At 55.1% G+C, this 24,706-nt stretch carries 16 protein-coding genes; 12 read left to right on the forward strand and 4 right to left on the reverse strand.

What is annotated here, in order from left to right; all coding sequences use genetic code 11:
• The first annotated feature begins 37 nt into the window (after positions 1 to 37).
• The 4 genes from K6L24_RS04560 to narI are packed head-to-tail and all read left to right on the forward strand — an operon-like array spanning position 38 to position 6,746.
• A complete protein-coding gene (locus K6L24_RS04560; protein WP_062744184.1) occupies positions 38 to 3,799 on the forward strand; it encodes a nitrate reductase subunit alpha in 3,762 nt (1,253 codons plus the stop codon).
• Entirely contained in the window at positions 3,796 to 5,343 is a 1,548-nt protein-coding gene (narH, locus tag K6L24_RS04565; RefSeq protein ID WP_222681986.1) for a nitrate reductase subunit beta, read from the forward strand. Before K6L24_RS04560 ends, narH begins: the two co-directional genes overlap by 4 nt.
• Complete coding sequence (narJ, locus tag K6L24_RS04570; protein WP_222681987.1) at positions 5,340 to 6,065, forward strand: nitrate reductase molybdenum cofactor assembly chaperone; 726 nt, start codon at positions 5,340 to 5,342, stop codon at positions 6,063 to 6,065. Before narH ends, narJ begins: the two co-directional genes overlap by 4 nt.
• Before the next feature lie 3 nt (positions 6,066 to 6,068).
• Positions 6,069 to 6,746 carry a respiratory nitrate reductase subunit gamma gene (gene narI, locus K6L24_RS04575; RefSeq protein WP_062744181.1) on the forward strand — a complete coding sequence of 226 codons (678 nt, stop codon included), beginning with the start codon at positions 6,069 to 6,071 and terminating at the stop codon, positions 6,744 to 6,746.
• Between the two features lie 78 nt (positions 6,747 to 6,824).
• On the opposite strand, the gene mutS is transcribed toward narI, so the two are convergent.
• The 4 genes from mutS to K6L24_RS04595 all read right to left on the reverse strand — a co-directional run bounded on the left by mutS (position 6,825) and on the right by K6L24_RS04595 (position 14,581).
• A complete protein-coding gene (gene mutS, locus K6L24_RS04580; RefSeq protein ID WP_062744180.1) occupies positions 6,825 to 9,380 on the reverse strand; it encodes a DNA mismatch repair protein MutS in 2,556 nt (851 codons plus the stop codon).
• Positions 9,381 to 9,744: 364 nt separating this feature from the next.
• A complete protein-coding gene (locus tag K6L24_RS04585) occupies positions 9,745 to 11,907 on the reverse strand; it encodes a peptidase domain-containing ABC transporter (protein ID WP_062744179.1) in 2,163 nt (720 codons plus the stop codon).
• Positions 11,908 to 11,928: 21 nt separating this feature from the next.
• Positions 11,929 to 13,188 carry an HlyD family secretion protein gene (locus K6L24_RS04590; protein WP_222681988.1) on the reverse strand — a complete coding sequence of 420 codons (1,260 nt, stop codon included), beginning with the start codon at positions 13,186 to 13,188 and terminating at the stop codon, positions 11,929 to 11,931.
• Entirely contained in the window at positions 13,181 to 14,581 is a 1,401-nt protein-coding gene (locus tag K6L24_RS04595) for a TolC family protein (protein ID WP_245006711.1), read from the reverse strand. The genes K6L24_RS04590 and K6L24_RS04595 overlap by 8 nt, the downstream gene beginning before the upstream one ends.
• Before the next feature lie 721 nt (positions 14,582 to 15,302).
• Between K6L24_RS04595 and K6L24_RS04600 the strand changes: the two genes are divergently transcribed.
• The 8 genes from K6L24_RS04600 to K6L24_RS04635 all read left to right on the forward strand — a co-directional run bounded on the left by K6L24_RS04600 (position 15,303) and on the right by K6L24_RS04635 (position 24,613).
• A complete protein-coding gene (locus tag K6L24_RS04600; protein WP_222681989.1) occupies positions 15,303 to 17,996 on the forward strand; it encodes a DUF2339 domain-containing protein in 2,694 nt (897 codons plus the stop codon).
• Entirely contained in the window at positions 17,986 to 19,359 is a 1,374-nt protein-coding gene (locus K6L24_RS04605; protein WP_118663359.1) for a DUF3999 family protein, read from the forward strand. The genes K6L24_RS04600 and K6L24_RS04605 overlap by 11 nt, the downstream gene beginning before the upstream one ends.
• A 231-nt stretch (positions 19,360 to 19,590) precedes the next feature.
• The gene (locus K6L24_RS04610; RefSeq protein WP_118663361.1) at positions 19,591 to 20,025 is read left to right on the forward strand and encodes an RcnB family protein; all 435 of its coding nucleotides are present in this window, start codon (positions 19,591 to 19,593) and stop codon (positions 20,023 to 20,025) included.
• Between the two features lie 144 nt (positions 20,026 to 20,169).
• Complete coding sequence (gene mltB, locus K6L24_RS04615; protein WP_062744173.1) at positions 20,170 to 21,249, forward strand: lytic murein transglycosylase B; 1,080 nt, start codon at positions 20,170 to 20,172, stop codon at positions 21,247 to 21,249.
• A gap of 97 nt (positions 21,250 to 21,346) precedes the next feature.
• Positions 21,347 to 22,120: a trans-aconitate 2-methyltransferase gene (gene tam, locus K6L24_RS04620; RefSeq protein WP_062744172.1), complete on the forward strand. Its 774-nt coding sequence runs from the start codon at positions 21,347 to 21,349 to the stop codon at positions 22,118 to 22,120.
• A gap of 103 nt (positions 22,121 to 22,223) precedes the next feature.
• Positions 22,224 to 22,718, forward strand: coding sequence for a nicotinamide-nucleotide amidase (pncC, locus tag K6L24_RS04625; protein ID WP_062744171.1), 495 nt, complete (start codon positions 22,224 to 22,226; stop codon positions 22,716 to 22,718).
• 94 nt (positions 22,719 to 22,812) lie between these two features.
• Positions 22,813 to 23,874: a recombinase RecA gene (gene recA, locus K6L24_RS04630; protein WP_062744170.1), complete on the forward strand. Its 1,062-nt coding sequence runs from the start codon at positions 22,813 to 22,815 to the stop codon at positions 23,872 to 23,874.
• Between the two features lie 211 nt (positions 23,875 to 24,085).
• The gene (locus K6L24_RS04635) at positions 24,086 to 24,613 is read left to right on the forward strand and encodes a regulatory protein RecX (protein ID WP_118663365.1); all 528 of its coding nucleotides are present in this window, start codon (positions 24,086 to 24,088) and stop codon (positions 24,611 to 24,613) included.
• Positions 24,614 to 24,706: the final 93 nt, after the last annotated feature.

Raw genomic sequence — 24,706 nt, forward strand, 5'->3', positions numbered from 1 at the left:
GTGCGCGAACCCTTTTAGTTTTTTTGGAGCATGTCGAATGAGCAAGTTTCTTGATCGGTTACGTTATTTCAAACAACTCGGCGAACCCTTTTCTGGCCAGCACGGACAGACGCTGAATACCAACCGCGACTGGGAGGATGGTTATCGCAGCCGCTGGCAGCATGACAAAATTGTGCGCTCCACTCACGGTGTGAACTGCACGGGATCCTGTAGCTGGAAAATTTACGTCAAAAATGGTCTGGTGACTTGGGAAACCCAGCAGACGGACTATCCGCGTACCCGTCCGGATTTACCTAACCATGAGCCGCGCGGCTGCCCGCGTGGTGCCAGCTACTCGTGGTATTTATACAGCGCGAATCGCCTGAAATATCCGCTGGTGCGTAAGCGTTTAATCAGCCTGTGGCGCGCCGCAAAAGCGCAGCACAGTGACCCGGTGCTGGCGTGGCAGTCGATAGTCGAAAACCCCGAGCAGGCAAAAAGCTACAAAGAAGCGCGCGGGCGCGGTGGTTTCGTGCGCTCCGACTGGCAGGAAGTGAATGAACTGATCGCCTCAGCCAATATCTATACGGCGAAGGCATTCGGGCCTGACCGCATTATTGGATTTTCACCGATCCCGGCGATGTCGATGGTCTCCTATGCAGCGGGTTCCCGTTATCTTTCGCTGATTGGGGGAACCTGTCTCAGCTTCTATGACTGGTACTGTGACCTGCCGCCCGCTTCACCGATGACCTGGGGTGAGCAGACCGACGTCCCGGAATCCGCCGACTGGTATAACTCTGCCTATATCATCGCCTGGGGCAGTAACGTGCCGCAGACCCGTACACCGGATGCGCACTTCTTCACTGAAGTCCGTTACAAAGGGACGAAAACCGTGGCGGTGACCCCGGACTATGCTGAAATCGCCAAATTGTGCGATCAGTGGCTGAGTCCGAAACAGGGGACTGACAGCGCACTGGCGCTGGCCTTCGGGCATGTGATCCTGACGGAGTTCCACCAGCAGCGTGAGGTGGAGTATTTCCGCAACTATGTGCGCCAGTACACCGATATGCCAATGCTGGTTCTGCTGGAACAGCGTGAGGGCGGGTACTATGCCGCCGGCCGGATGCTGCGCGCCAGCGATCTGGTGGACGGCTTAGGTCAGGAAAATAATCCGCAGTGGAAGACCATCGCCATTAACCAGCAGAATGGCGAACTGGTTGCGCCGCAGGGCTCTATTGGCTACCGCTGGGGTGAAAAAGGCAAATGGAACCTTGAGCAGCGTGAAGGGAAAAATCAGCAGGAAGTGGAGCTGCAACTCAGTCTGCTGGGGCAGCATGATGATATCGCCGACGTCGGATTCCCTTACTTTGGCGCGATAGATAACCCTAACTTCAAGAGCGTTCAACTGGACGAAATCCTGCTGCACAAACTGCCGGTCAAACGCCTGCAACTGGCGGATGGTTCTGTTGCTCTGGTCACCAGCGTGTACGACCTGACGCTGGCTAACTACGGGATTGAACGCGGGCTGGATGATGCGAACTGTGCGGCCAGCTTTGATGAAGTGAAAGCCTACTCCCCGGCCTGGGCTGAACAGATCACCGGCGTACCGCGGCAGAACATCGTGCGGATTGCGCGCGAGTTTGCGGAAACGGCAGAAAAAACACGTGGTCGTTCGATGATTATTGTCGGTGCCGGTCTTAACCACTGGTATCACATGGATATGAACTACCGTGGTCTGATCAACATGCTGGTGTTCTGCGGCTGCGTCGGTCAGAGCGGCGGTGGCTGGGCACACTATGTCGGGCAGGAAAAACTCCGTCCGCAAACGGGCTGGTTACCCCTGGCATTTGGCCTTGACTGGCAGCGTCCGCCGCGCCAGATGAACGGCACCTCATTCTTCTATAACCACTCCAGCCAGTGGCGCTATGAAACGCTGCGCACCGATGAGCTGCTGTCACCGCTGGCCGATAAGTCACGCTACGGCGGCAGCCTGATCGACTTTAACGTGCGCTCAGAGAGAATGGGGTGGTTGCCTTCTGCACCACAGCTGAATACCAACCCGCTGCACCTTGCCGCCCAGGCAGAGGCGGCTGGCAAGACACCACTGGCCTTTACCGTGGACGGTCTGAAGGATGGCAGCCTGCGTTTTGCCGCAGAACAGCCTGACAGCCAGGAAAACTTCCCGCGTAATCTGTTTGTCTGGCGCTCCAACCTGCTCGGCTCCTCCGGTAAGGGGCATGAGTATCTGTTGAAGTATCTGCTGGGGACCGAAAGCGGCGTGCAGGGCGGCGATCTGGGTCAGCAGGGTGGGGTCAAACCCCAGGAAGTGGAGTGGCAGGACAACCCGGGAGAAGGGAAACTCGATCTGGTCGTCACCCTCGATTTCCGCATGTCCAGTACCTGTCTCTATTCGGATATCGTTCTGCCGACGGCGACCTGGTATGAAAAAGACGACATGAATACCTCGGATATGCATCCGTTTATTCACCCGCTGTCGGCGGCGGTTGACCCGGCCTGGGAATCGCGCAGCGACTGGGAAATTTATAAGGGGATTGCCAAAACGTTCTCTGAGCTCTGCGTGGGGCATTTAGGTAAAGAGACGGACGTGGTATTGCAGCCGATCCAGCATGACTCCGCCGCTGAACTGGGACAGCCGTTCGACGTTAAGGACTGGCACCGGGGTGAGTGCGACCTGATCCCGGGGAAAACGGCACCGCATATTATGATGGTTGAGCGTGACTACCCGGCCACCTGGGAGCGCTTTACCTCGCTGGGGCCGCTGCTGGACACGCTGGGTAACGGCGGAAAAGGGATCGGCTGGAACACCCAGACTGAAATCGATTTCCTGAAAAAACTGAACTACGTCAAAACTGAGGGGCCGGCGGCCGGTCGCCCAAATATCAACAGTGCGATTGATGCCGCTGAGGTGATCCTGTCGCTGGCACCGGAGACCAATGGTCAGGTCGCGGTTAAAGCCTGGCAGGCGCTGGGTGAGTTTACCGGGCGCGATCACACCCATCTGGCGCTGAATAAAGAGGATGAAAAGATCCGCTTCCGCGATATTCAGGCGCAGCCGCGCAAAATCATCTCCAGCCCGACCTGGTCTGGCCTGGAAGATGAGCACGTCTCTTACAACGCCGGTTACACCAATGTGCATGAGCTGATCCCGTGGCGTACCCTTAGCGGCCGTCAGCAGCTTTACCAGGATCATCAGTGGATGCGTGATTTCGGGGAAAGCCTGCTGGTGTACCGTCCGCCTATCGATACCCGCACGGTACAGCCGCTGTTGAACAAAAAGCCGAACGGCAATCCGGAGATGGCGCTGAACTTCCTCACGCCGCATCAGAAGTGGGGGATCCACTCAACCTACAGTGACAACCTGTTAATGCTGACGCTGTCACGCGGTGGGCCGATTGTCTGGCTGAGTGAAGAGGATGCCAGGGTGCTGGGCATTGAAGATAACGACTGGATCGAGGCATTTAACGCCAATGGCGCACTGACCGCCCGTGCGGTTGTCAGCCAGCGCGTACCGGCGGGGATGACGATGATGTACCACGCGCAGGAGCGCATTGTGAATATCCCGGGCTCAGAAATCACCAGCCAGCGTGGAGGTATCCATAACTCGGTAACGCGTGTGTGTCCTAAACCGACGCATATGATTGGCGGCTATGCGCAACTGGCTTACAGCTTCAACTATTACGGTACGGTCGGTTCCAACCGGGATGAGTTCGTTGTGGTGAGAAAAATGAATAACATTAACTGGTTAGATGGCGAAGGCAACGACGATTGCCAGGGAAGCCAGCAGGAGAAAGGCCAATGAAAATTCGCTCTCAGGTCGGAATGGTTCTGAATCTCGACAAATGTATCGGCTGCCACACCTGCTCGGTAACCTGTAAAAACGTCTGGACCAGCCGTGAAGGTATGGAGTACGCCTGGTTTAACAACGTGGAAAGTAAACCCGGTGTCGGTTTCCCTAACGCGTGGGAAGATCAGGAAAAGTGGAAGGGCGGGTGGATCCGTAAGATCAACGGCAGGCTGGTGCCTCGCATGGGTAACCGTGTCGGCGTTCTGTCTAAAATCTTCGCTAACCCTGATGTACCCGGGCTTGACGATTATTATGAGCCGTTCGACTTTGACTATCAGCATCTGCATAACGCCCCTGCCGGCAAGCATCAGCCCATTGCCCGTCCGCGATCGCTGATCACCGGGCAGCGTATGAAAAAGATCGAAAAAGGCCCGAACTGGGAAGAGATCCTCGGCGGCGAATTCTCAAAGCGCTCTGAGGATAAAAACTTCGATCATATGCAGAAGGAGATGTACGGACAGTTCGAAAACACCTTCATGATGTATCTGCCGCGTCTGTGTGAACACTGTCTGAACCCAACCTGCGTGGCGACCTGCCCGAGTGGGGCGATCTACAAGCGTGCTGAAGATGGCATCGTGCTGATCGACCAGGACAAGTGCCGCGGCTGGCGGATGTGTATTACCGGCTGCCCGTACAAAAAAATCTACTTCAACTGGAAAAGCGGCAAGTCAGAAAAATGTATTTTCTGTTATCCGCGCATTGAAGCTGGCCAGCCGACGGTTTGCTCAGAAACCTGCGTCGGGCGTATTCGTTACCTCGGCGTGCTGCTGTATGACGCCGACCGTATTGAACAGGCGGCGGCGGTAGAGAACGAAAAAGATCTCTATCAGAGCCAGCTGGATGTCTTCCTTGATCCGCACGATCCGCAGGTGATTGCGCAGGCGCTCAAGGATGGCATACCGCAGAGCGTGATTGATGCTGCACAGCAGTCCCCGGTGTACAAAATGGCAATGGACTGGAAGCTGGCGCTGCCGCTGCATCCTGAATATCGCACGCTGCCGATGGTGTGGTACGTGCCGCCGTTGTCTCCGATCCAGTCAGTATCGGATGCCGGTATGCTTGCCCACAGCGGCGTGCTGCCGGATGTGGAGAGCCTGCGTATCCCGGTGCAATACCTGGCCAACCTGCTGACGGCCGGGGATACCGCCCCGGTACTGCAGGCCCTGAATCGTCTGATGGCCATGCGTCACTACAAGCGTGCTGAAACGGTGGACGGCGTTCATGACGTGCGTGCGCTGGAGCAGGTCGGGCTGACGGAAGCACAGGCACAGGAGATGTATCGCTACCTGGCGATTGCCAACTATGAAGATCGCTTTGTGATCCCGAGCAGCCACCGTGAAATGGCGCGTGAAGCGTTCCCGGAAAGTAAAGGCTGCGGCTTCAGCTTTGGCGATGGTTGCCATGGCAGTGACGGCAAGTTCAACCTGTTCAACAGCCGACGCATAGATGCCATCGACGTTTCGAAGAAAACGGTGCCGGACGCGGAGAAAAACTCATGATCGCGTTGCGTATCATTGCCCGCCTGCTGGATTACCCGCAGCAGGACTTCGTTGATCATCAGCAAGAGATCCTGGATGCGCTGACGCAGGCAAATGAACTGGATGCACACCAGCACCAGTTCCTGGCGCAGTTTATTCAGCAGGCCGCTGTCCGGCCTTTGCTGGACAGACAGGCGGAATACAGCGAGCTGTTCGATCGCGGCCGGGCGACGTCACTGCTGCTTTTTGAACATGTGCACGGCGAGTCGCGCGATCGCGGTCAGGCGATGGTGGATCTGCTGGCCCAGTATCGTGCCGATGGTCTTGAACTGAACGCCAAAGAGCTGCCTGATTTTCTACCGCTTTATCTGGAGTATCTGGCGCAGGGCGACCTGGCCCGCATCCGGCGTGGGTTACAGGATATTGCACCGATTCTGGCGCTGCTGGCAGCCCGTCTGACGCAGCGGCAGAGTGACTATGCGCCGCTTTTCCCGCTGCTGCTTGCGCTGTCCGGCAGCAGTGCCGACCCGCAGTCGCTTCAGACGCAGGTGGCTCAGGAAGCACGCGATGATACTCCCGCGGCTCTGGATGCCGTCTGGGAGGAAGAGCAGGTGGCCTTTATCGCGCAGATGAACCCAGGCGGTGGCGGATGTGAGTCCGCGCAGAAACCGCATCCGGCTGCGGCAGTGATGCCGCAGTATCTTGATGTTTCAGCATTAACCATGGCGGCGAAAGGAGAGTAAATCATGGAGTTTTTGAATCGTTTCTTCTTTGATATTTACCCCTATCTGGCCGGGACGGTATTTCTCGTTGGGAGCTGGCTGCGCTATGACTACGGGCAGTACAGCTGGCGGGCAGGTTCAAGTCAGATGTTAAGTAAAAAAGGGATGCGCCTGGCGTCGAACCTGTTTCATATCGGCATCATTGGCATTCTGCTGGGGCATTTCGTCGGCCTGCTCACGCCGCACTGGGTGTATGAGCCTTTCCTGTCGGCTGGCGAAAAGCAGCTGCTGGCGATGGGAGCCGGCGGGGTGTTTGGCGCCATGACGCTGATTGGCGGTGCTCTGCTGCTGAAGCGTCGTCTGACCAATGAACGGGTGCGGGCGACCAGCAGCTTTGCCGATATCCTTATCCTGACGTTGCTGGTGCTGCAGGCGGCTCTGGGGCTGACGACTATCCTGTTCTCAGCGCAGCATCTGGATGGCAGTGAAATGCTGAAGCTGGCCGGATGGGCGCAGAGTATTGTGACGTTCCAGGGCGGGGCATCGGCACATCTTGACGGTGTGGCGATTATCTTCCGTCTGCATATGGTGCTGGGAATGACGCTGTTCCTGCTGTTCCCGTTCTGCCGGCTGGTACATATCTGGAGCGCACCGGTCGAATACCTGACCCGTCGCTATCAGCTGGTACGTAACCGTCGTTAATCTGTAAAGCGGGGGCGAACCGGAACAGCCGGTCCGCCCTCAGAATAAGGGCCGATCGTATGACGATCGGCCCGCTGTTTATGCCAGTGATTTCAACCGGTAAATCCATTCCAGCGCCTGACGCGGGGACAGGGAGTCCGGATCCAGTGCCTCCAGGGCTTCCATCGCCGGGGAGGTTTCCTCCACCAGCAGCGGTAGCTGCGAACCATCCGCTTTCGTGGCCGCCGCGCTGCCCGACAACGCTTCCAGCTCTTTCAGTTTCTGACGCGCCCGTTTAATCACGTCTTTTGGCACGCCGGCCAGCGCGGCCACGGCCAGGCCGTAGCTTTTACTCGCTGCGCCGTCCTGTACGCTGTGCATAAAGGCGATGGTATCGCCGTGCTCCACTGCATCCAGATGCACGTTCGCCACGCCTTCAATCTGTTCGGGCAGCGTGGTCAGCTCGAAATAGTGCGTAGCGAACAGCGTCATCGCCTTGATACGGCTGGCCAGGCTTTCGGCACAGGCCCAGGCCAGCGACAGGCCATCATAGGTTGACGTACCCCGGCCAATCTCATCCATCAGCACCAGGCTGAACTCGGTAGCGTTATGCAGAATATTGGCGGTTTCGGTCATCTCAACCATAAAGGTTGAGCGCCCGGAGGCCAGATCGTCGGCCGCGCCAACGCGGGTAAAGATGCGGTCTATGGGGCCAATCACCGCCTGGGTCGCCGGGACGAAACTGCCGATATAGGCCATCAGGGTGATCAGGGCTGCCTGACGCATATAGGTACTTTTACCGCCCATGTTCGGGCCGGTGACAATCAGCATCCGGCGCTGCGGTGACAGTGACAGAGGATTGGCGATAAAGGGTTCTTTCAGTACCTGCTCGACCACCGGATGGCGTCCACCCGTCAGTTTAATCCCCGCTTTATCGCTTAACGTCGGGCAGCTGTAGTTCAGCGTCCAGGCGCGTTCGGCCAGGTTACTCAGCACATCCAGTTCTGCCAGCGCCGCCGCACTTTCCTGCAGGGCCGCCAGATGTGGTAACAGCATGTCGAACAGCTGCTCGTATAAGGCTTTTTCCAGCGACAGGGCCTTGCCTTTCGAGGTCAGCACCTTGTCTTCGTACTCTTTCAGCTCGGGGATAATATAGCGTTCGGCATTTTTCAGGGTCTGGCGGCGCACGTAATGGATCGGCACCAGATGGCTCTGTCCACGGCTGACCTGGATGTAATAGCCATGTACGCCGTTAAAGCCGACCTTCAGGGTATCCAGACCCAGCTTTTCGCGTTCGCGGATTTCCAGGCGATCGAGATAATCAGTGGCCCCGTCAGCCAGCGCCCGCCACTCGTCCAGCTCGGCGTTATAGCCGGGGGCGATGACGCCACCGTCACGCACCAGCACCGGCGGCGTTTCAATAATGGCACGCTCCAGCAGCTCACGCAGTTCGGTGAATTCGCCCATCTGTCCGCGCAGGGTTTGCAGATGCGCAGTCTGATTTCCTTCCAGCTCACCGTTCAGCAGCGGCAACTGCTGGAATGCGTGGCGCATGCGCGCCAGATCGCGCGGGCGGGCGGTACGCAGTGCCAGACGAGCGAGGATACGCTCAAGGTCGCCCACCTGACGTAGCAGCGGCGTCAGTGACTCATGAAGATCCTGCAAGGCGCTGATGCTTTCCTGGCGGCGGGTGATGACCTGCGTATCACGTACCGGCATGTGCAGCCAGCGTTTCAGCATCCTGCTGCCCATCGGCGTAACGGTTTTATCCAGCACCGAGGCCAGCGTGTTTTCAATACCCCCGGAGAGATTCTGGGTGATCTCCAGATTACGACGAGTGGCCGCGTCCATGATAATGCCATCCTGCTGGCGCTCCATGGTCAGCGCCCGGATATGCGGCAGCGAGGTGCGCTGGGTATCTTTGACGTACTGTAGCAGGCAGCCTGCCGCACGCAGGGCATGATGAGCCTGTTCGACGCCAAAGCCGCTGAGGTCGCGGGTGGCGAACTGCAGGTTCAGCTGCTGGCGGGCAGTGTCCAGCTCGTATTCCCACAGCGGACGGCGGCGCAGGCCGCGACGATTTTCAATCAGCGCCATGGCGGCGAAGTCTTCCGGGTAGAGCAGTTCAGCCGGATTAGTCCGCTGCAGTTCGGCGGCCATGGTTTCCTGGTCTGTCGGTTCTGCCAGACGAAAACGCCCGGAGCTGATATCCAGCGTCGCATAACCAAAGCCGCGCGGGCTCTGCCAGATGGCCGCCAGCAGATTGTCCTGACGCTCATTCAGCAGCGCTTCATCGCTGATGGTGCCGGGGGTGACGATACGAACAACTTTGCGCTCGACCGGCCCTTTACTTAAGGCAGGGTCACCAATCTGTTCGCATATCGCCACCGACTCGCCCAGCTGTACCAGCTTTGCCAGGTAGTTTTCCAGCGAATGGTAAGGCACGCCCGCCATGGGAATGGGCTCTCCGGCCGAGGCCCCGCGTTTGGTCAGGGAGATCTCAAGTAACTGAGAGGCGCGTTTCGCATCATCGTAGAACAGCTCATAAAAATCCCCCATGCGATAGAACAGGAGGATCTCAGGATGATCTGCCTTGAGGCGCAGATACTGCTGCATCATGGGCGTGTGTGACGAATAGTTTTCGGTGTTGTTCATAGGGTTGAATGCTCCAATCCATTGAAAACCCTTGCCCTCTTAAGGTTGCTGCACAGTGCAGCATAGCGGCAAGGATAAGGCTGACATGGGTGAAAACCGAGTCTTACGCGTGGATGTAGCGCGACGGGCATCAGGACATTTTTCTGCCGCTATATTATCTCAGCGGGCAATCCTCTGTCACAGGTAAAAGTTGAAGACGCTGCGCAAACTTCGCTTGCCGTAGCCTGCCAGAGGCGATGCAGAGTGGATAAGGCCATATCTGGCATCCTCCAGCTTTGGACTGCATTTTTTTCAAAAATCAGATGGCATTGGAATTCATTCGATGGAGTCATATCTGCCCACAGAATGGGCAGCACGGGTAAGATTAATTGATTTGCAAGACAGGCTGGGAAGCCGCCATCACATGCATAAAATCCTCCTTTGTGATCACTGTGGCACCCTGGCGGTTGATATTCATGATCCTGTCTGCACTCAGGATTGTTTCGGGTCTGTGTGCAATAATGATGCGAGTGATATTCATCTGTTTTATCGCTGTATTGATAGCGCTTTCTCTGGCAACGTCAAGATGACTTGTGGCCTCATCCAGGATTAAAATGCGTGGGTTGCGGTAGAGTGCACGAGCGAGGATGACGCGCTGTATTTGCCCACCGGACAGTGATGACCCCATGTCACCGACCATACTGTTATATCCCATCGGCATGGACATAATGTCACCGTGAATTTGTGCTACACGAGCGGCCCGCTCGACCTGCTCTCTGTCGAGGTCAGCGTCAAAAAAGCTGATATTATCCATTATCGAGCCGGCGAAAAGCATGTCGTTTTGCATCACGCTGCCAATCAGATCGCGGTAATGGGCCATACCGAGCTGCGTATGATCAATACCATTAACGCAAATCGTCCCCGCGACGGGTTTAAGTAAGCCTAATAATAATTTTGCCAGCGTGGTTTTCCCCTGCCCGGATGGGCCAATGATGGCCACTGATTCACCGGCTTTAATCGCCAGATTGAAGTCAGTGAAAATATCAGCATCCGTGCTGGAATAACGAAAAGTAAGCGCGTTAATATCCAGACTCATCGACCCCTCTTTATCCGGCAGGGCGACGTTACTTGCCATGTTCGGTTCTTTTTCGGTCAGCACGATATCAGCGAGACGTTCGCCGTGCAGACGAAGCATTCGAAAATCAATTAACGCGTTAATGAGCCCACCAGAACGCGAGATAAACTGGTCAGAAAAAGAGATGAACGCCACCAGCATACCGCTGGTGAAGTTGCCATCCAGCACCTGTATAGCGGCCAGCCATATCAGCACAATTTTACCGATACCTGAAATACTGGCCTGTAACGTGCTGAAGCCAATGGAGAGTTTTTGTATGCTAATTCCCTTATTGGTCGATTCCACTGTTTCATTGGTATAAGTGGAGACGCGTAAATCCTGTTTATTGTTAAGCTTTATCGCCTGTACACCGCGGATAGATTCCAGCAGTTGCGACTGCACAACGGCTGACGCCATCAGTTGATCTTCATTGGCGCTACGGAAAGGCTCAAAGGAAATCCAGCGTATCAAGGCATACAGCAGGAACAGGCCTATGACCACAAAGGTAAGAGTGGCGTTGTAGGTAAAAATCACGCCCAGAGTGACCAGCGCCATCACGCCATCGAAGATGGAGGAGATAAACCGGCCTGTTAGCGTGCTTTGAATATTCGAGAGGGAGCCAAAGCGAGACAAAATATCTCCAACGTGACGCTCCTCAAAATAGTGCATTGGCAGCCCAAGCAAGTGTGCACAAAGGTTACTTGACCACTGTACGCTTAACAGACTGGAAAACCACGTAGTCACCCAACTGCGCAAAGCCGAAACCAGATTCTGAAAGAGCGTGATGCAGATAAAGGACACCCCGAGTAGCGTAAGCAGTTCACGATCCGTAGAGACCAGAACCTGATCGATAACCCACTGCATATAAAACGGTGTAATGATGCCGAAAAATTCCAGCGCCAGAGATAAACATGCCACCTGAAAGAAGGCTGAACCAATCCCGGAAACGTTGCGGATTAGGTTGAGCATCGAAATGCTTTTCTTTTCGTTTTTCTTCTCAAATGTTGCTGCCGGAAAGAGCTCCAGCGCTATTCCTGTAAAAGAAGTTGAGACTTCATCCATGGGGACTTTACGTACCCCGCGAGCGGGGTCGTGAATAATAAGTTTGTTTTTTTCAATGCGTTTCAGGACGACAAAATGGTTCATTTCCCAGTGCAAAACACAGGGCATCGAGAGTTGATGCAACTCATCCAGGTCAAGACGCAATGCACGGCTACCCATGCCCAGACTCTGTGCAACAGACATCACATCAGCCAGTGTGCTGCCTTTCAGCGATGCTGGAAATCGCTGGCGTAATGACACCATGTCAATCTGATGACCGTAATAGCTGGCAATCATCCCGACGCAGGTCAGCCCACACTCCGCCGCCTGTGTCTGACGCAGTACCGATAGCTTAGGGCGAAATGACAAATGAAGTTTGTGAAATAAATCCATGATAAACCTGATAATTAATAATTATATTGATGTCATCTTGCCCAGCGCATTGAGCGGTTCAAGAACCCATTGATAAATGCGGCGTTTGTCGACAATAAAATCGGCTTCCAGGCCACTGCCGGCCCTCAGGCTGACTTCTTTGCCGTATGCCTGCACTGCCTGGTTATCGACGGCGACCTTGACCTGGTACATCGACTCCTGGACCTGACTGTCACCAGTGATGGTGGATATTTCCTGGGGTGACAGCGCCGACGTGGAAATGTCCTTCACTGTGCCGTATTGCTGACCAAATGTTTGCCACGGGAAAGACTGATAGCGCAGTACGACTCGCTGGCCGGGACGGATAAAGCCCACCGCCCGACTGCTTAACATGATGCGGGCCTGTAAATGCGCATTGTCAGGCAAGATAATGGCCAGCGTTTGGCCGGCGGAAACAATCTGCCCTTGCTTGACCAGCACGGCACTGACCGTGCCCCTTTCAGGCGTGCGGAGATCGACCGATCGGCGCGACTCGTTTTCCATCATCGATTGCGCAATTTCCGAAAGTTTTTGTTGAATATCGTTCTTTTGCTGGGAGTAGGTGATGGGCTGTTCGCGCAGCTGTTGGCGTGCCTGCGACAGCTGCTGTCGGACATCAATCCTCTGTCGTGCCACATCCTGAAGACGCACGCTGGCATCCAGCATGTCGTTCTGCTGCTTCTCGACCTCAGTATTCGACGCATAGCCTTCCGCACGCATCGCTCTGGCTTTATCCAGCTGTTTTTTTGCCAGCCCTATCTGCTCTGTGCGCTGTCGGTAAATCGTGTCCAGTTCCACGGACTGCTGCTGTAAAAGACTTGCTTTTTCCTGCAACGATTTCAGGGTTTCCGCATTTAATTGCTCAAGATTGCTTAACTGCTGTTTCAGCCCCTCTTGCTGCAGATCCAACTGGCGGGCGATGGCTTCACGTGTCTGACCAAATCGTGTGGAGATTTCCGATGAGATGGAGGCGACCTGGGCGCCTTTTTCTAACCGATCGCCCTCATGGGCGGGAAGGGTAATGACCGTGCCTGCCGTCATGGCAGTAATGGTCATCATGCCATTTTCCGGCACCAGCACACCTTTAGCCGTTTCACGTTTGGTATAGCTGCCAAAAATGCAAAACGTAATGAGCACTGCGACTAAGGCACACACCAGGGTGATAATCAGCCAGCGAAACGGTGGACAATAAAGTGCCACCGAACCCAGTACTTTGGTCTTTTTCGCCTCCAGCGCTTCCTGGCGAAATAAGTCATTATTCATAAGTAATATCCCTGTTGATGATGAAGGGCTCCCTGCAGTTGAAGCTTTCCATCGCGGCATAATCCAGCGCACCGGTGGCTGACTTTAATTTGACGATGGACTGGATGAGCTTGTTACGGGCCTGAGCCAGTTGCTGAATCGCCTGGTAATAATCTTTCTCTGCATTGAACTCGTCGATCAGCGTGCGCTGGCCGATTTCCCGTCCATATTGTGTCGAGGAGAGGCGTTTCCTGGCGGAAATAATCGCCCGTTCATAGGCTTTAATTCGCGACTGACTGCTCTTCACTCCGGATACCGCCTGCAGAGCCTGCTGTGTCGCTTTACGGCGTGCTTCTGTTACGAGATCTTTATTTTCTTCAAAGCGGTGCGCGGCCTCTATGCTTTGAGATATCTGGCTGCCTCCTGAAAATATAGGAATGGATACATTGACACCTACGACGGTGTTATCAGTTTTAGATGTGGTGCCAAATAATGAGTCGAGGAAGTTTGCATTTTCAGCACGGTTCCAGTTTTTACCGTAACTGGCCTGAAAAGTGACTACCGGGAGATAATTCGATGAGCTGGAAATAATATCGACTTCACTGCCTTTCTGCGTCTGAATCGCAGCCAGGACATCCAGATTATTTGATACCGCATCACGTGCGATCTGCTCTGTTTTCAACGGTACTTTCACGCTGACGCAGCTCAGGCTTTTGTCGGGAATACCTTCGGCATCTAACCCTGTTAACTGATGAAAGGCGATATAGGCATCGTCGAGATCGTTCTCTGAGGACAATTTATCAGCGACAGCTGTGTCATAGTTAGCCTGTGCTTCATCTTCATCCAGTCTTGTGCTATCGCCTAATGCCAGTGCCTTCTGAACCTGTTTGAGCCTGGCAGCAAAGGCGGTCAGAATTCTCTGGTTGGTCTGTAACACACTGCGCTGATAGTCAACATTGTAAAATGCTGTTGTCACATCTGAAATTAATTTTTGCTGATAAAGCAGCAGCTTAACATCTGCCGCATTGCTGATGACCAGGCTTTTTCGCCAGGAGGCATACTTAGCAACATCAATAATGGGTTGGGTAAGATTAACGCTGTAATTGTGGCGGGTGACCCCGGCAGAATAAGTCGCATCCGGCTGGTCGGTCTTATTCCATCCCCCCTGAAGCGTGACTACCGGCAACAGCCCCGCAAATCCCTGATACTTCTTCTGCTGTACTGCTGCATGCAGACTTCGGGCCGCTTTCATTTCGGCGTTATAACTGTTTGCTGCAATTAATGATTCCTGAAGAGACAGGGCGCAGACAGACGTCGAGAGAAGACATCCTGGTAACAATAGTAAGGTTGTTTTGATCAAAATGGCGTTCCTGTGAATATCCATAATCAGAAAAATGCCTGTTGTTGTAATCATCCTGATAGCTCATTCCCACTCCTGAGATTGAGTTTTTACTGCATCTTATTTTTTTAAAAATAGCACGGTGTTTTTGTGTCTGTTTCTGACAGGGATATCCCTGATGATTTAAATTGATTCCCCCGGTCTTCAGTGGTTAATGCGCCACGTATTGCTGATGTCGCATTGTGGTGGCTTTTTAATTTTACGGATTATAGTCAGTGTTCATCAGGGTTTTTAGACCGCTAAAGAGTGTTTAATCAATGTTGCGAAAAGTGATCGTAATACTACGCTTTAACGTCCTTTTTTAATTGCAGTAATATTCATATCGGTTAAGGTTTCATGGTAATGACTTGCCTTTTTTAACTTATTAACTCATGATTTTTCAACTTCATTTTCCAGAAAGTTATCATTAATTCCCGAAGTGTTAATAAGGATAGCGGTTTTATTTCTCGCCGCGGATTTTAACAGTTTCGTCTTATAATTAAAATAATATGGAAAGAAATCGTCATTTCCCAGATCCCTTTTGAACTCAGCGAGAGTGACCAGGGACTGTGAGGTAATCATTACAGGGGGAGGTGGCGTGTCATTGCGGCTGCGGATTGCCAGTGTCATGTAATAAGGCGTTAATTTCCCCGGGAGAAGATTTTTTCTGCGCTCAGGGCAGCTCCGCTGAATTTTGCAGTGGTTTATGAGATTTCATGTCAATATGTAACTCTTATTTTACCTACGGGACGTTGGCATGGATGATCTTCTGATAGCAGCCGGGTTGATAGCCATACTGGTGCTGGTGGTGATGCCGGTCATGATCTTTATTGCATTGTCACGCAGTAAGCGTAATGAACGCGAGCTGACGCAGCTTAAAAAGACCGTGCTCACCCTGCAGCAACAGCTGGCAAAATGGCAGCGGGGCGAAACGCGGTCCGCAGGCAGTGAGAACGCGGCCAGTGAACGGACGGACAGGACCCGCGCTCCGGAAGTGTTAACCGCTGCGCCAGCCGTCAGCCTCAGCACACAGCCTGCTCCGGCGACAGTAAAGGCGCCTGCTTCTGCACCGGCAACCGCTGCGCCGCCGCCGCGAGTTAAGCCGCAGCCTGATATGTTCACCGGTCTGCTGTCTGGCCTGCTGGCCTGGTTTATGAAGGGTAACCCGCTGGCGAAGCTTGGCGTGCTGCTGATGTTCTTCGGTCTGGCGTATCTGCTGAAATATACGGTTGAGCGCGATATGCTGCCGATTGAGCTGCGCCTGGCCGGAGCGGCACTGGCCAGTCTGGCAATGCTGGGACTGGGCTGGCGGCTGAGGGCTAAACAGTCGCTCTATGCATTAATTTTGCAGGGCGGGGCAGTCGGCGCACTTTATATCACTGTGTTTGGCGCTTTCCGGCTTTATGCCCTGTTGCCGCATCTGCTGGCGTTTGCCCTGATGCTGGTGATCTGTGCGGCCAGTGTCGGACTTGCCGTGCTGCAGCGAGCCCTGAGCCTGGCGATGCTGGCCAGCATTGGCGGCTATCTCTCCCCCCTCCTGCTGTCGACCGGAGGCGGCAGTCACATTGCGCTCTTCTCTTATTATCTGCTGCTGTCGCTCGGTATTCTGGCCATCACCGTCTGGCAGCCGTGGCGTCCGCTCAACCTGCTGGGCTTTGCCTTCTCCTTTGGGGTGGCGGGCCTCTGGGGGCTCAACGGCTATCAGCCAGAGTATTATCTGAGCTGCCAGCTGTTTCTCATCGCCAATATCGTTATTTTCGGCGTGCTGTCGCTGGGACTCTCGCTGCGCGGTCAGGTGAAGGGGGAAAAGGTCATCGATGGTGTGCTGCTCTTCGGCCCTCCGCTGATCGGTTTTGGCATGCAGTATCACATTACGCAGCACTGGGCGTTTGGACCGGCGTTTTCTGCGCTGGGCTTTGGCCTGGCATATCTGTTGCTGGCATGGGTCGGGCTGCGTCGCTACCCGTCACTGGGGCGCCAGCTGGCGGTGGCGGGTCTGGCGCTGGGGGCCGTGTTTACTACCCTGGCGATCCCGCTGGCGCTCTCCGCACAGTGGACGTCAATGGCCTGGGCGCTGGAAGGGCTGGGCATTTTGTGGCTGGGCCATACTCAGCGGCAGTCGCGTGTCAGCTACAGCGGTACCGGACTGCTGCTGCTGGCGCTGGGTTCTGCGCTGATGGCCAGCTATAACGGTATCACCTCACTCTCATTCAGCCTGATTTTTGCCGTACTGGCCCTGACATGGCTGGGGGCGGCCTGGCTGTGGCGCAGCGTTAACCTGATGGTGTCACGCACGCTGCTGGGTGGCGGCACGCTGTTCTGGCTGGCCGCGCTGTGTGGTGCGGTCTCCGCCAGCCCACTTTATGACACGGATCTCCTGTTTGTGCTGTTGGCACTGATCACCCTCTCTGCGCTGGTGTGGCATCAGGCCAGTCGCCGTCTTGCCTGGACGGATCTCGGATACCTGCCGTGGCTGCTGTGGATCGCCATGCTGCTTGCCCTGCTGTATCAGCAGCTGATCGATAACGCCCTGCTGGCAGCAGGCTGGATGAATCTGGTCTGGCTGCCGGTGCTGGGCGCGGCTTACCGCTTGTTGAAACGGGAACAGGGCAGAGTCAGACCGGCCTACCTGGAGAAGGGGCTGCATTTATCCCTGTTCTGGATGCTGTTGTCCACCTGGGCCGAGGTCTGGCGTGTGACGGATACGCTGCCATGGGGCATGGACGAATGGCGCATGTCTGCGCTGATGGTGTTTATTGCAGCCATTATCCTGCTGACGCAGTGGGCGCTGCGCCGTGGCCTGTGGCCGTTCGCGGCTTTCCCGCGGTTGTATCCGTCGCTCGGGCTGTTGCCGCTGGTACCCTGTGCACTGACCGTGCTGCTGCTGGGTAATCTGCACGATGGTGTGATGATCGACTGGCGCTACCTGCCGCTGATCAATCCCCTGGAAGAAGGGGCTCTGATGCTGATGTTTGCCCTGCTATTCTGGGGCCGGCAACTGCGCGGGCAGTTTGCGGCAGCCCTGCCCGGTGGCGATCTTGCCCTGCGTCTTGGCGCGATTGCGCTGCTGTTCTGGTGGGGCAATGGTCTGGTGATGCGCATTCTGTCGTACTACGCCGGGATCGCCTGGCAGGCCGATGTGCTCTGGTCGTCGCGCCTGGTGCAGACGACCTTTACGCTTCTGTGGATGCTGACTGCACTGCTGACGATGCTGTGGTCAACCCGCTACCGCCATCGTCAGGCCTGGTTCGGGGGCGCAGCCCTGCTTGTGGTGGTCATTATTAAACTGATGCTGGTGGACAGCGCACACGGCGGAGGGCTGGCGCGTGCGGTGGGCTTTATTGGCGTGGCGGTTCTGGTACTGATTGCCGGATATTTCTCGCCGCTGCCGCCGAAAAACGGACATCAAAAAGAGGCGGTCACCGCCACTGAGGGAAAAGATGAACAATAAATTAAGCCAGGCCTTATTGCTGGTTACGCTATGTCTGACGGCCGGCGCAGCAGCGAACGCGAACGAGGTGCCAAAGGATTATGCTTACGGCCTGCCGTTGATGACCCCGGGGGTAGAACCCTTTTACCGGGTAAAACTGCCGGAAGAGGTCTATCAGCAAACGGCCTGGCCCGATATGCGCGACCTGCGGGTGTTTAACAGTCAGGGAGTGACGGTGCCTTTTGCCCTCTATTCAACGGAGATAAGCGAAAACAAAACGAAGAGCTGGCCATTGCGTGTTTTTCCCATGGCCAGCCAGCCGCGTCAGACAAGCGAAGGTGCACAGGTAACCCTGAAATCGGCCAGCGGCATTGAGGTTACGCTGCCCGTTGAGGGGGAAAAACCGCTGGGCCGCAGCCTGCTGCTGGAAGTACCGCAGGAGGAGGAGGGCATTTCCCCCAGGTTGAGTGGATTGAAACTGACCTGGGAACGTTTGCCGCAGAACTGGCAGGCGCGGATCAGTGTATTCTACAGCAGCGATTTGAAAGACTGGGAGGCCGTGACGGATGACACTCCGCTGATGGATTTGACCTCCGGGGACAGCAGACTGTTGCTGGATACGGTCGATTTCAACGTCGAACGGGGCCTTCGCTCGCGCTATCTGATGCTGGTATTTAAGGATGATGCCCAGCCGGAGAATCTTAACCTCAGTGCCGTCACGGGCATTGAGGCGGTGGCAAACCCGGTTCAGCACTTTATCAGTCTGACGCCGTCAGTTAAGGCTGTCTCAGCAAGCGAAGCGGAATACAGCTGGCCCACTCCCCAGCCTCTGATCCGACTGAAGATTACGCCCGCCCAGACAAATGCCGTATTACCGCTGCAGATAGCGTATCGCAGCACCGCGGAGGGTGTCTGGCAGCCGCTGGCTGACCAGGTGGTCTACAGTCTGGGAGAAAACGCCTCCGCGCCGCTTATTCTTCAGGGCACGTTAATCCAGGCCATACGCGTAAAAGGGGTTCACCAGCAGTGGAGCGGAACGCCACCGCTGGTAAGTGCGGAACGTGAAGTGCGTAAGCTGGTGTTTAACGCGCAGGGCAGCGCACCTTATATGCTGGTCTGGGGCAATAAGAACGCCGGAACACAGGCGATCAGTCTGGATCAGCTGATACCGCAGGAGACCCATCCATGGTTGAGCCTGCCTGATGCCGGTCAGGAGGGAATACAGACGCTGGGGGGCCGGGAACGTTTAACCGCGACCTCTGAAACAGAAAAAAGCGCACTCTGGCAGAAAGGGCTGCTCTGGGCGCTGTTGATTATCGGTGCGGGTGGGCTGGTGGTGCTGGCACTGAAGGTCTGGCGCGAGGTACAGCGTCAGCCAAAATAGCCGGAACAGGGGGGAAGGGAGCGCAGGTCATGTTTATTAACAATAATTCCTTCAATCCCTTAGCTACATCATCTTATTATCTCAGGTAACTGTGCCGGAACCATCTCATCCTCAGGCCCTCTAAGACTTACCGGGCGTGAATGGAACCGGCTTATTGTTGATTATCGTCGTATTGATGTACGTTGATTTTGCAGCGGATCGCTGCCAGATAGCCTAAATTTTGGAGAAAATATGCGTAAGTTGAAAGTGGTATTCTGTTCAGCGCTCTTCTCGGCTGCGGCGTTATCCTGTGTCCCTGCCGCCTGGGCGGAAGGTGAGCAGAGCGCAGATGCGGCCCCTGAAGTGCAGACGCCTGCCGTTCAGACCCCGGAAAGTCAGAACTCACTGGCGCAGGATCCTCAGGCTGCTGCCCCGCAGGCTAACCCTGCCGATCCTTACGATCTGCAATACTTCTTCGCTGACTTTAAGCGTTTTGCTATTGGTGACGTGGTGCCCGATCTCTACCGCAGCAAAAAATATGAAATTGTGCAGTGGAAGGTGCGCCATCTGCCCGCTCCGGAAGCCGACAGTCACTGGACCTACATGGGCGGTAACTATGTGCTGATCACCAATGCTGACGGCAAAATTCTGCAGGCGAAGCAGGGTGAAATCTACTACAAACGATAATTCAGTGCCCCCGTCCCCTCTCGCGTCAGGCAGAGGGGATTTTCATGGCTATCCTTCCTCACTTTTAGTAAATCCGCTTAACTCCTCACCATCAATGCTTTACCATCTGTTTCTGAAAAATTTAAACGGTTATATGGATATCTGATGCGTTATCTGGCTTTGTTCCTCCCTGTCCTCGCATTACTCACCGCCTGTAGCAGTCAGCCGAAGTCGGCGCCGGCTGAACCGCATGGCAATCCGTTTAAAGGCAACGGCGGGTTCCTGCTGGAACCGTCGCACAGCGGTACGGTACTGGGGGGCGATTTCGCCAATAACCCGGCGGCCAATGCATTTATCGACAAAATGGTGCAAAAGCACGGTTTTGAACGCGACCAGCTGCATAATGTGCTGGCGCAGGCGAAAAATCTCGACTGGATTGTCCGCCTGATGGATCGCCAGGCCCCGTCGACGACGGCTCAGGGCCCGACCGGCCCTAACGGCGCATGGATCCGTTATCGCAGTAAGTTTATTACCCCGGATAACGTACAGAACGGCGTGGCATTCTGGAATCAGTACCAGGATGCGCTGCAGCGTGCGGAAAAAACCTATGGCGTACCGCCGGAAATTATTGTGGGTATTATCGGCGTGGAAACCCGCTGGGGCCGCGTAATGGGCAAAACACGCATTCTTGATGCGCTGGCGACGCTGTCATTTAACTATCCGCGCCGCGCTGAGTACTTCAGCGGTGAGCTGGAAACCTTCCTGTTGATGGCCCGTGAAGAAGATGATGATCCGCTCGATCTGCGCGGCTCATTTGCCGGGGCAATGGGTTACGGCCAGTTTATGCCATCGGCGTTTAAACAGTATGCTGTGGACTTCAACGGTGACGGACATATTAATCTGTGGGATCCGGTGGATGCGATTGGCAGCGTGGCGCACTATTTCCAGGCACACGGCTGGCTGACCAACGGAACCGTAGCGGTAGAGGCCACTGGCCAGGCTCCGGGGCTGGAGAGCGGCTTTAAAACCCGCTACACCGCAGGCCAACTGGCCGCAGCCGGACTGTCACCGGTTATCCCGCTGGATCACAATCAGCAGGTCAGCCTGCTGAAGTTTGATATGGGTAAGAGCTATAAGTACTGGTACGGGCTGCCTAATTTCTACGCTATCACCCGCTATAACCACAGCAATCATTATGCGATGGCCGTGTGGCAGCTGGGGCTGGCCGTGAAGCAGGCGCGTTAAATCGCGTCTGGATTGTTGCAGCCAGAGTGTTATTTATCGCCGGGGCAGCCAGGTTTACAGGAGATCGGGCTGCCACTGCTTATCTGAGCGAGGAATAATGAAAGACTGGAATCCCGATCTTTACCGTCAGTTCGAAGCCGAACGCACACGCCCGGCGCAGGAACTTCTCCAGCGCATCACATGTCCTTCCCCTTCTTACGTTACCGACCTTGGCTGTGGCCCGGGTAACAGTACCGAATTACTTCACCGGCGCTGGCCTGAGGCGCAGATTACCGGGCTGGACAGTTCGCGGGCGATGCTCGAACAGGCTCGTGCGCGTCTGCCGGACTGTGGGTTTCACGAGGCGGATATTCGTCACTGGCTGGCGACTCCCCCTCAGGAGGTGATCTTCGCTAATGCCTCTCTGCAGTGGCTGAACGATCATCCGGTCCTGCTACCCCGCCTGGCATCTCAGCTTGCTACCGGTGGCGTACTGGCCATTCAGATGCCGGATAACCTTGATGAGCCGAGCCATCGTCTGATGCGTAACGTGGCACAGCGTCCTGAGTGGCGTGGTAAAATCGACCCGAAGGCGTCGTCGCGTGCGTCTCTGCTGTCAACAGAACAGTACTATGACCTGCTGACAGCCGCAGGCTGCCGGGTCGATATCTGGCGGACCACCTACTATCATGTCATGCCCTCGCCGCAGGCCATTATTGACTGGCTGCGGGCGACCGGGTTGCGCCCCTATCTCGCCGCGCTGGATGAGGCTGAACAGGCTGTATGGCTGACAGACTATCTGGCAGAGATCGCACTGGCGTATCCGCGACGGCAGGATGGCAACCTGCTGCTGGCCTTCCCGCGTTTATTTATGGTGGCAGAGAAAGTCTGACGGAAAATCGCCATGACAGGCCGCAAAAACGGCTTTTGACGCCGTCTGAACCAGTGAAAAGTGCTACTCTTTTGCTCTGGAACATCGGTAAGGGGAGAGCCATATGACCGATTACGAATTACTGCAGTTGAGCATGCGCGTGGGTGAACGTCTGCGGGCCCATCAGGCCTGCGTAACCACTGCCGAGTCCTGCACCGGGGGCTGGATTGCAAAAGTGCTGACGGATGTTGCCGGCAGTTCGGCCTGGTTTCAGCGCGGCTTTGTGACCTACAGCAATGATGCCAAGCAGCAGATGATCGGGGTGTCGGATGCCTCACTGGCCCACTTCGGGGCGGTGAGTGAAGAGGTGGTGCGTGAGATGGCGCTGGGCGCGCTGCGTGAAGCCGGTGCGCAGTATGCGATCTCGGTCAGCGGCATTGCCGGGCCGGATGGCGGCAGCGAGGGAAAACCCGTCGGCACCGTCTGGTTTGGATTTGCCGCAGAAAGCGGTGAAGCACTGACCCTGGTGCAGCGCTTCAGCGGTGACCGCGAGGCCGTACGCCGTCAGGCCACGGCCTGGGCGCTGCAAACCCTGCTCGATCACTTTCTCAAAAATTAAACTTGATACTGTATGAGCATACAGTATAATCAGCGCATATTTTAGAGACGAAGCAGCATCTATGTGTGCTTTACCCGCATGATTAGGAGTAAAAATGGCTATCGACGAAAACAAGCAAAAAGCACTGGCAGCAGCGCTGGGCCAGATTGAAAAGCAGTTTGGTAAAGGCTCCATCATGCGCCTGGGTGAAGACCGCACCATGGATGTGGAAACCATCTCAACCGGTTCTTTATCACTGGATATCGCGCTGGGTGCCGGTGGTTTACCAATGGGCCGTATCGTTGAAATCTATGGCCCGGAGTCTTCCGGTAAAACCACCCTGACGCTGCAGGTTATCGCTTCTGCACAGCGTAAAGGGAAAACCTGTGCATTTATCGATGCCGAGCATGCTCTGGACCCGGTCTACGCTAAAAAACTGGGCGTGGATATCGATAACTTGCTGTGTTCTCAGCCGGATACCGGTGAGCAGGCGCTGGAAATCTGTGATGCGCTGGCCCGTTCCGGTGCGGTTGACGTCATCATCGTCGACTCCGTAGCGGCGTTGACACCAAAAGCAGAAATCGAAGGTGAAATCGGTGACTCTCATATGGGCCTTGCGGCACGTATGATGAGCCAGGCGATGCGTAAGCTGGCCGGTAACCTGAAGAACTCCGGTACGCTGCTGATCTTTATCAACCAGATCCGTATGAAAATTGGCGTGATGTTCGGTAACCCGGAAACCACTACCGGTGGTAACGCTCTGAAATTCTACGCTTCTGTCCGTCTGGATATTCGCCGCATCGGCGCGATCAAAGAGGGTGATGAAGTGGTGGGTAGCGAAACCCGCGTTAAAGTGGTGAAAAACAAAATCGCAGCACCGTTTAAACAGGCTGAGTTCCAGATCATGTACGGCGAAGGTATCAACGTTTACGGTGAGCTGGTCGACCTGGGCGTGAAGCACAAGCTGATCGAAAAAGCCGGTGCCTGGTACAGCTATAACGGTGACAAGATTGGTCAGGGTAAAGCCAACTCAGGTAACTTCCTGAAAGAGAACCCGGCTATCGCTAACGAAATCGAAGCAAAACTGCGTGAAATGCTGTTGAACAGCCCGGACGATAAGCCTGATTTTGTTCCGGCTCCGCATGAAGCCGATAGTGAAGTTAACGAAGATATCTAATCGTTACTCGCCGGACGGACAGCGTTCTGTTCGCGACATAAAAAGGGAATCGCCAGAGCGATTCCCTTTTTTTATGACATTCCAGAATAGTCTGTATCAGATGACTGAACCCGCCCATTATCCTCTCCTTTCTACGCTTTTTCCTCGCAAGCATCGCCATCAGGCGTTACCCTGACTCTCTGTTACTTAGACTGAACGCGGATGAATCATTATGTCAGAATCCACTGAACGAACCCGGCATGCAAAACTGCTGGAGCGGGCAATGCGTATTCTTGCCATGCGCGATCACAGTGAAGCAGAGTTTCGCCGTAAGCTGCAGATTTCCAGTGAACGCGCCGCCCAGTTCGCGAAACAGCAGGCGGCTAAACCCGACGCGCAGCCGGAACCGCTGGCCCCTGAGGAGATCGATCGCGTTGTTGAGTGGTGCTATCAGCACAACTGGCTGGATGATACGCGCTTTGCAGAGCGCTACGTAGCCGGACGCAGTCGTAAAGGCTATGGGCCACAGCGCATTCGTATGGAACTGGGGCAGAAGGGTATTGATAAAACGCTGATTGATGATGCGCTGTTTGCTGCTGAAATTGACTGGCAAAAGGAAGCATTTGCGCGGGCAGAACGTAAGTTTGGACTGCCACTGCCCACGGAATGGAAGGAAAAAGCCAAAGTGCAGCGATTTCTGATGGCTAAAGGCTTCTTTATGGAAGATATCCGCGCCATTTTCGAGAATTTTGATGATTGATCGTCGATGGGATTTTACTTCCCTCTGAAGAAAATTTATCTTATTCACCACTTTTTGTTCGTGTGTCGCCGCAGGCAGAAGCCGATCCGGCGT

The sequence above is a fragment of the Erwinia persicina genome (assembly GCF_019844095.1).
Classification (GTDB): Bacteria; Pseudomonadota; Gammaproteobacteria; order Enterobacterales; family Enterobacteriaceae; genus Erwinia; species Erwinia persicina.

Bases quoted from the DNA above. Each gene is read 5' to 3' on its own strand.
- K6L24_RS04585 (WP_062744179.1), bottom strand. From the start codon at position 11,907: ATGGATTTATTTCACAAACTTCATTTGTCATTTCGCCCTAAGCTATCG.
- mutS (WP_062744180.1), bottom strand. From the start codon at position 9,380: ATGAACAACACCGAAAACTATTCGTCACACACGCCCATGATGCAGCAG.
- tam (WP_062744172.1), top strand. From the start codon at position 21,347: ATGAAAGACTGGAATCCCGATCTTTACCGTCAGTTCGAAGCCGAACGC.
- K6L24_RS04610 (WP_118663361.1), top strand. From the start codon at position 19,591: ATGCGTAAGTTGAAAGTGGTATTCTGTTCAGCGCTCTTCTCGGCTGCG.
- mltB (WP_062744173.1), top strand. From the start codon at position 20,170: ATGCGTTATCTGGCTTTGTTCCTCCCTGTCCTCGCATTACTCACCGCC.
- K6L24_RS04635 (WP_118663365.1), top strand. From the start codon at position 24,086: ATGTCAGAATCCACTGAACGAACCCGGCATGCAAAACTGCTGGAGCGG.
- K6L24_RS04605 (WP_118663359.1), top strand. From the start codon at position 17,986: ATGAACAATAAATTAAGCCAGGCCTTATTGCTGGTTACGCTATGTCTG.
- K6L24_RS04595 (WP_245006711.1), bottom strand. From the start codon at position 14,581: ATGATTACAACAACAGGCATTTTTCTGATTATGGATATTCACAGGAAC.
- K6L24_RS04600 (WP_222681989.1), top strand. From the start codon at position 15,303: ATGGATGATCTTCTGATAGCAGCCGGGTTGATAGCCATACTGGTGCTG.
- pncC (WP_062744171.1), top strand. From the start codon at position 22,224: ATGACCGATTACGAATTACTGCAGTTGAGCATGCGCGTGGGTGAACGT.
- K6L24_RS04590 (WP_222681988.1), bottom strand. From the start codon at position 13,188: ATGAATAATGACTTATTTCGCCAGGAAGCGCTGGAGGCGAAAAAGACC.
- narI (WP_062744181.1), top strand. From the start codon at position 6,069: ATGGAGTTTTTGAATCGTTTCTTCTTTGATATTTACCCCTATCTGGCC.
- recA (WP_062744170.1), top strand. From the start codon at position 22,813: ATGGCTATCGACGAAAACAAGCAAAAAGCACTGGCAGCAGCGCTGGGC.
- narJ (WP_222681987.1), top strand. From the start codon at position 5,340: ATGATCGCGTTGCGTATCATTGCCCGCCTGCTGGATTACCCGCAGCAG.
- narH (WP_222681986.1), top strand. From the start codon at position 3,796: ATGAAAATTCGCTCTCAGGTCGGAATGGTTCTGAATCTCGACAAATGT.
- K6L24_RS04560 (WP_062744184.1), top strand. From the start codon at position 38: ATGAGCAAGTTTCTTGATCGGTTACGTTATTTCAAACAACTCGGCGAA.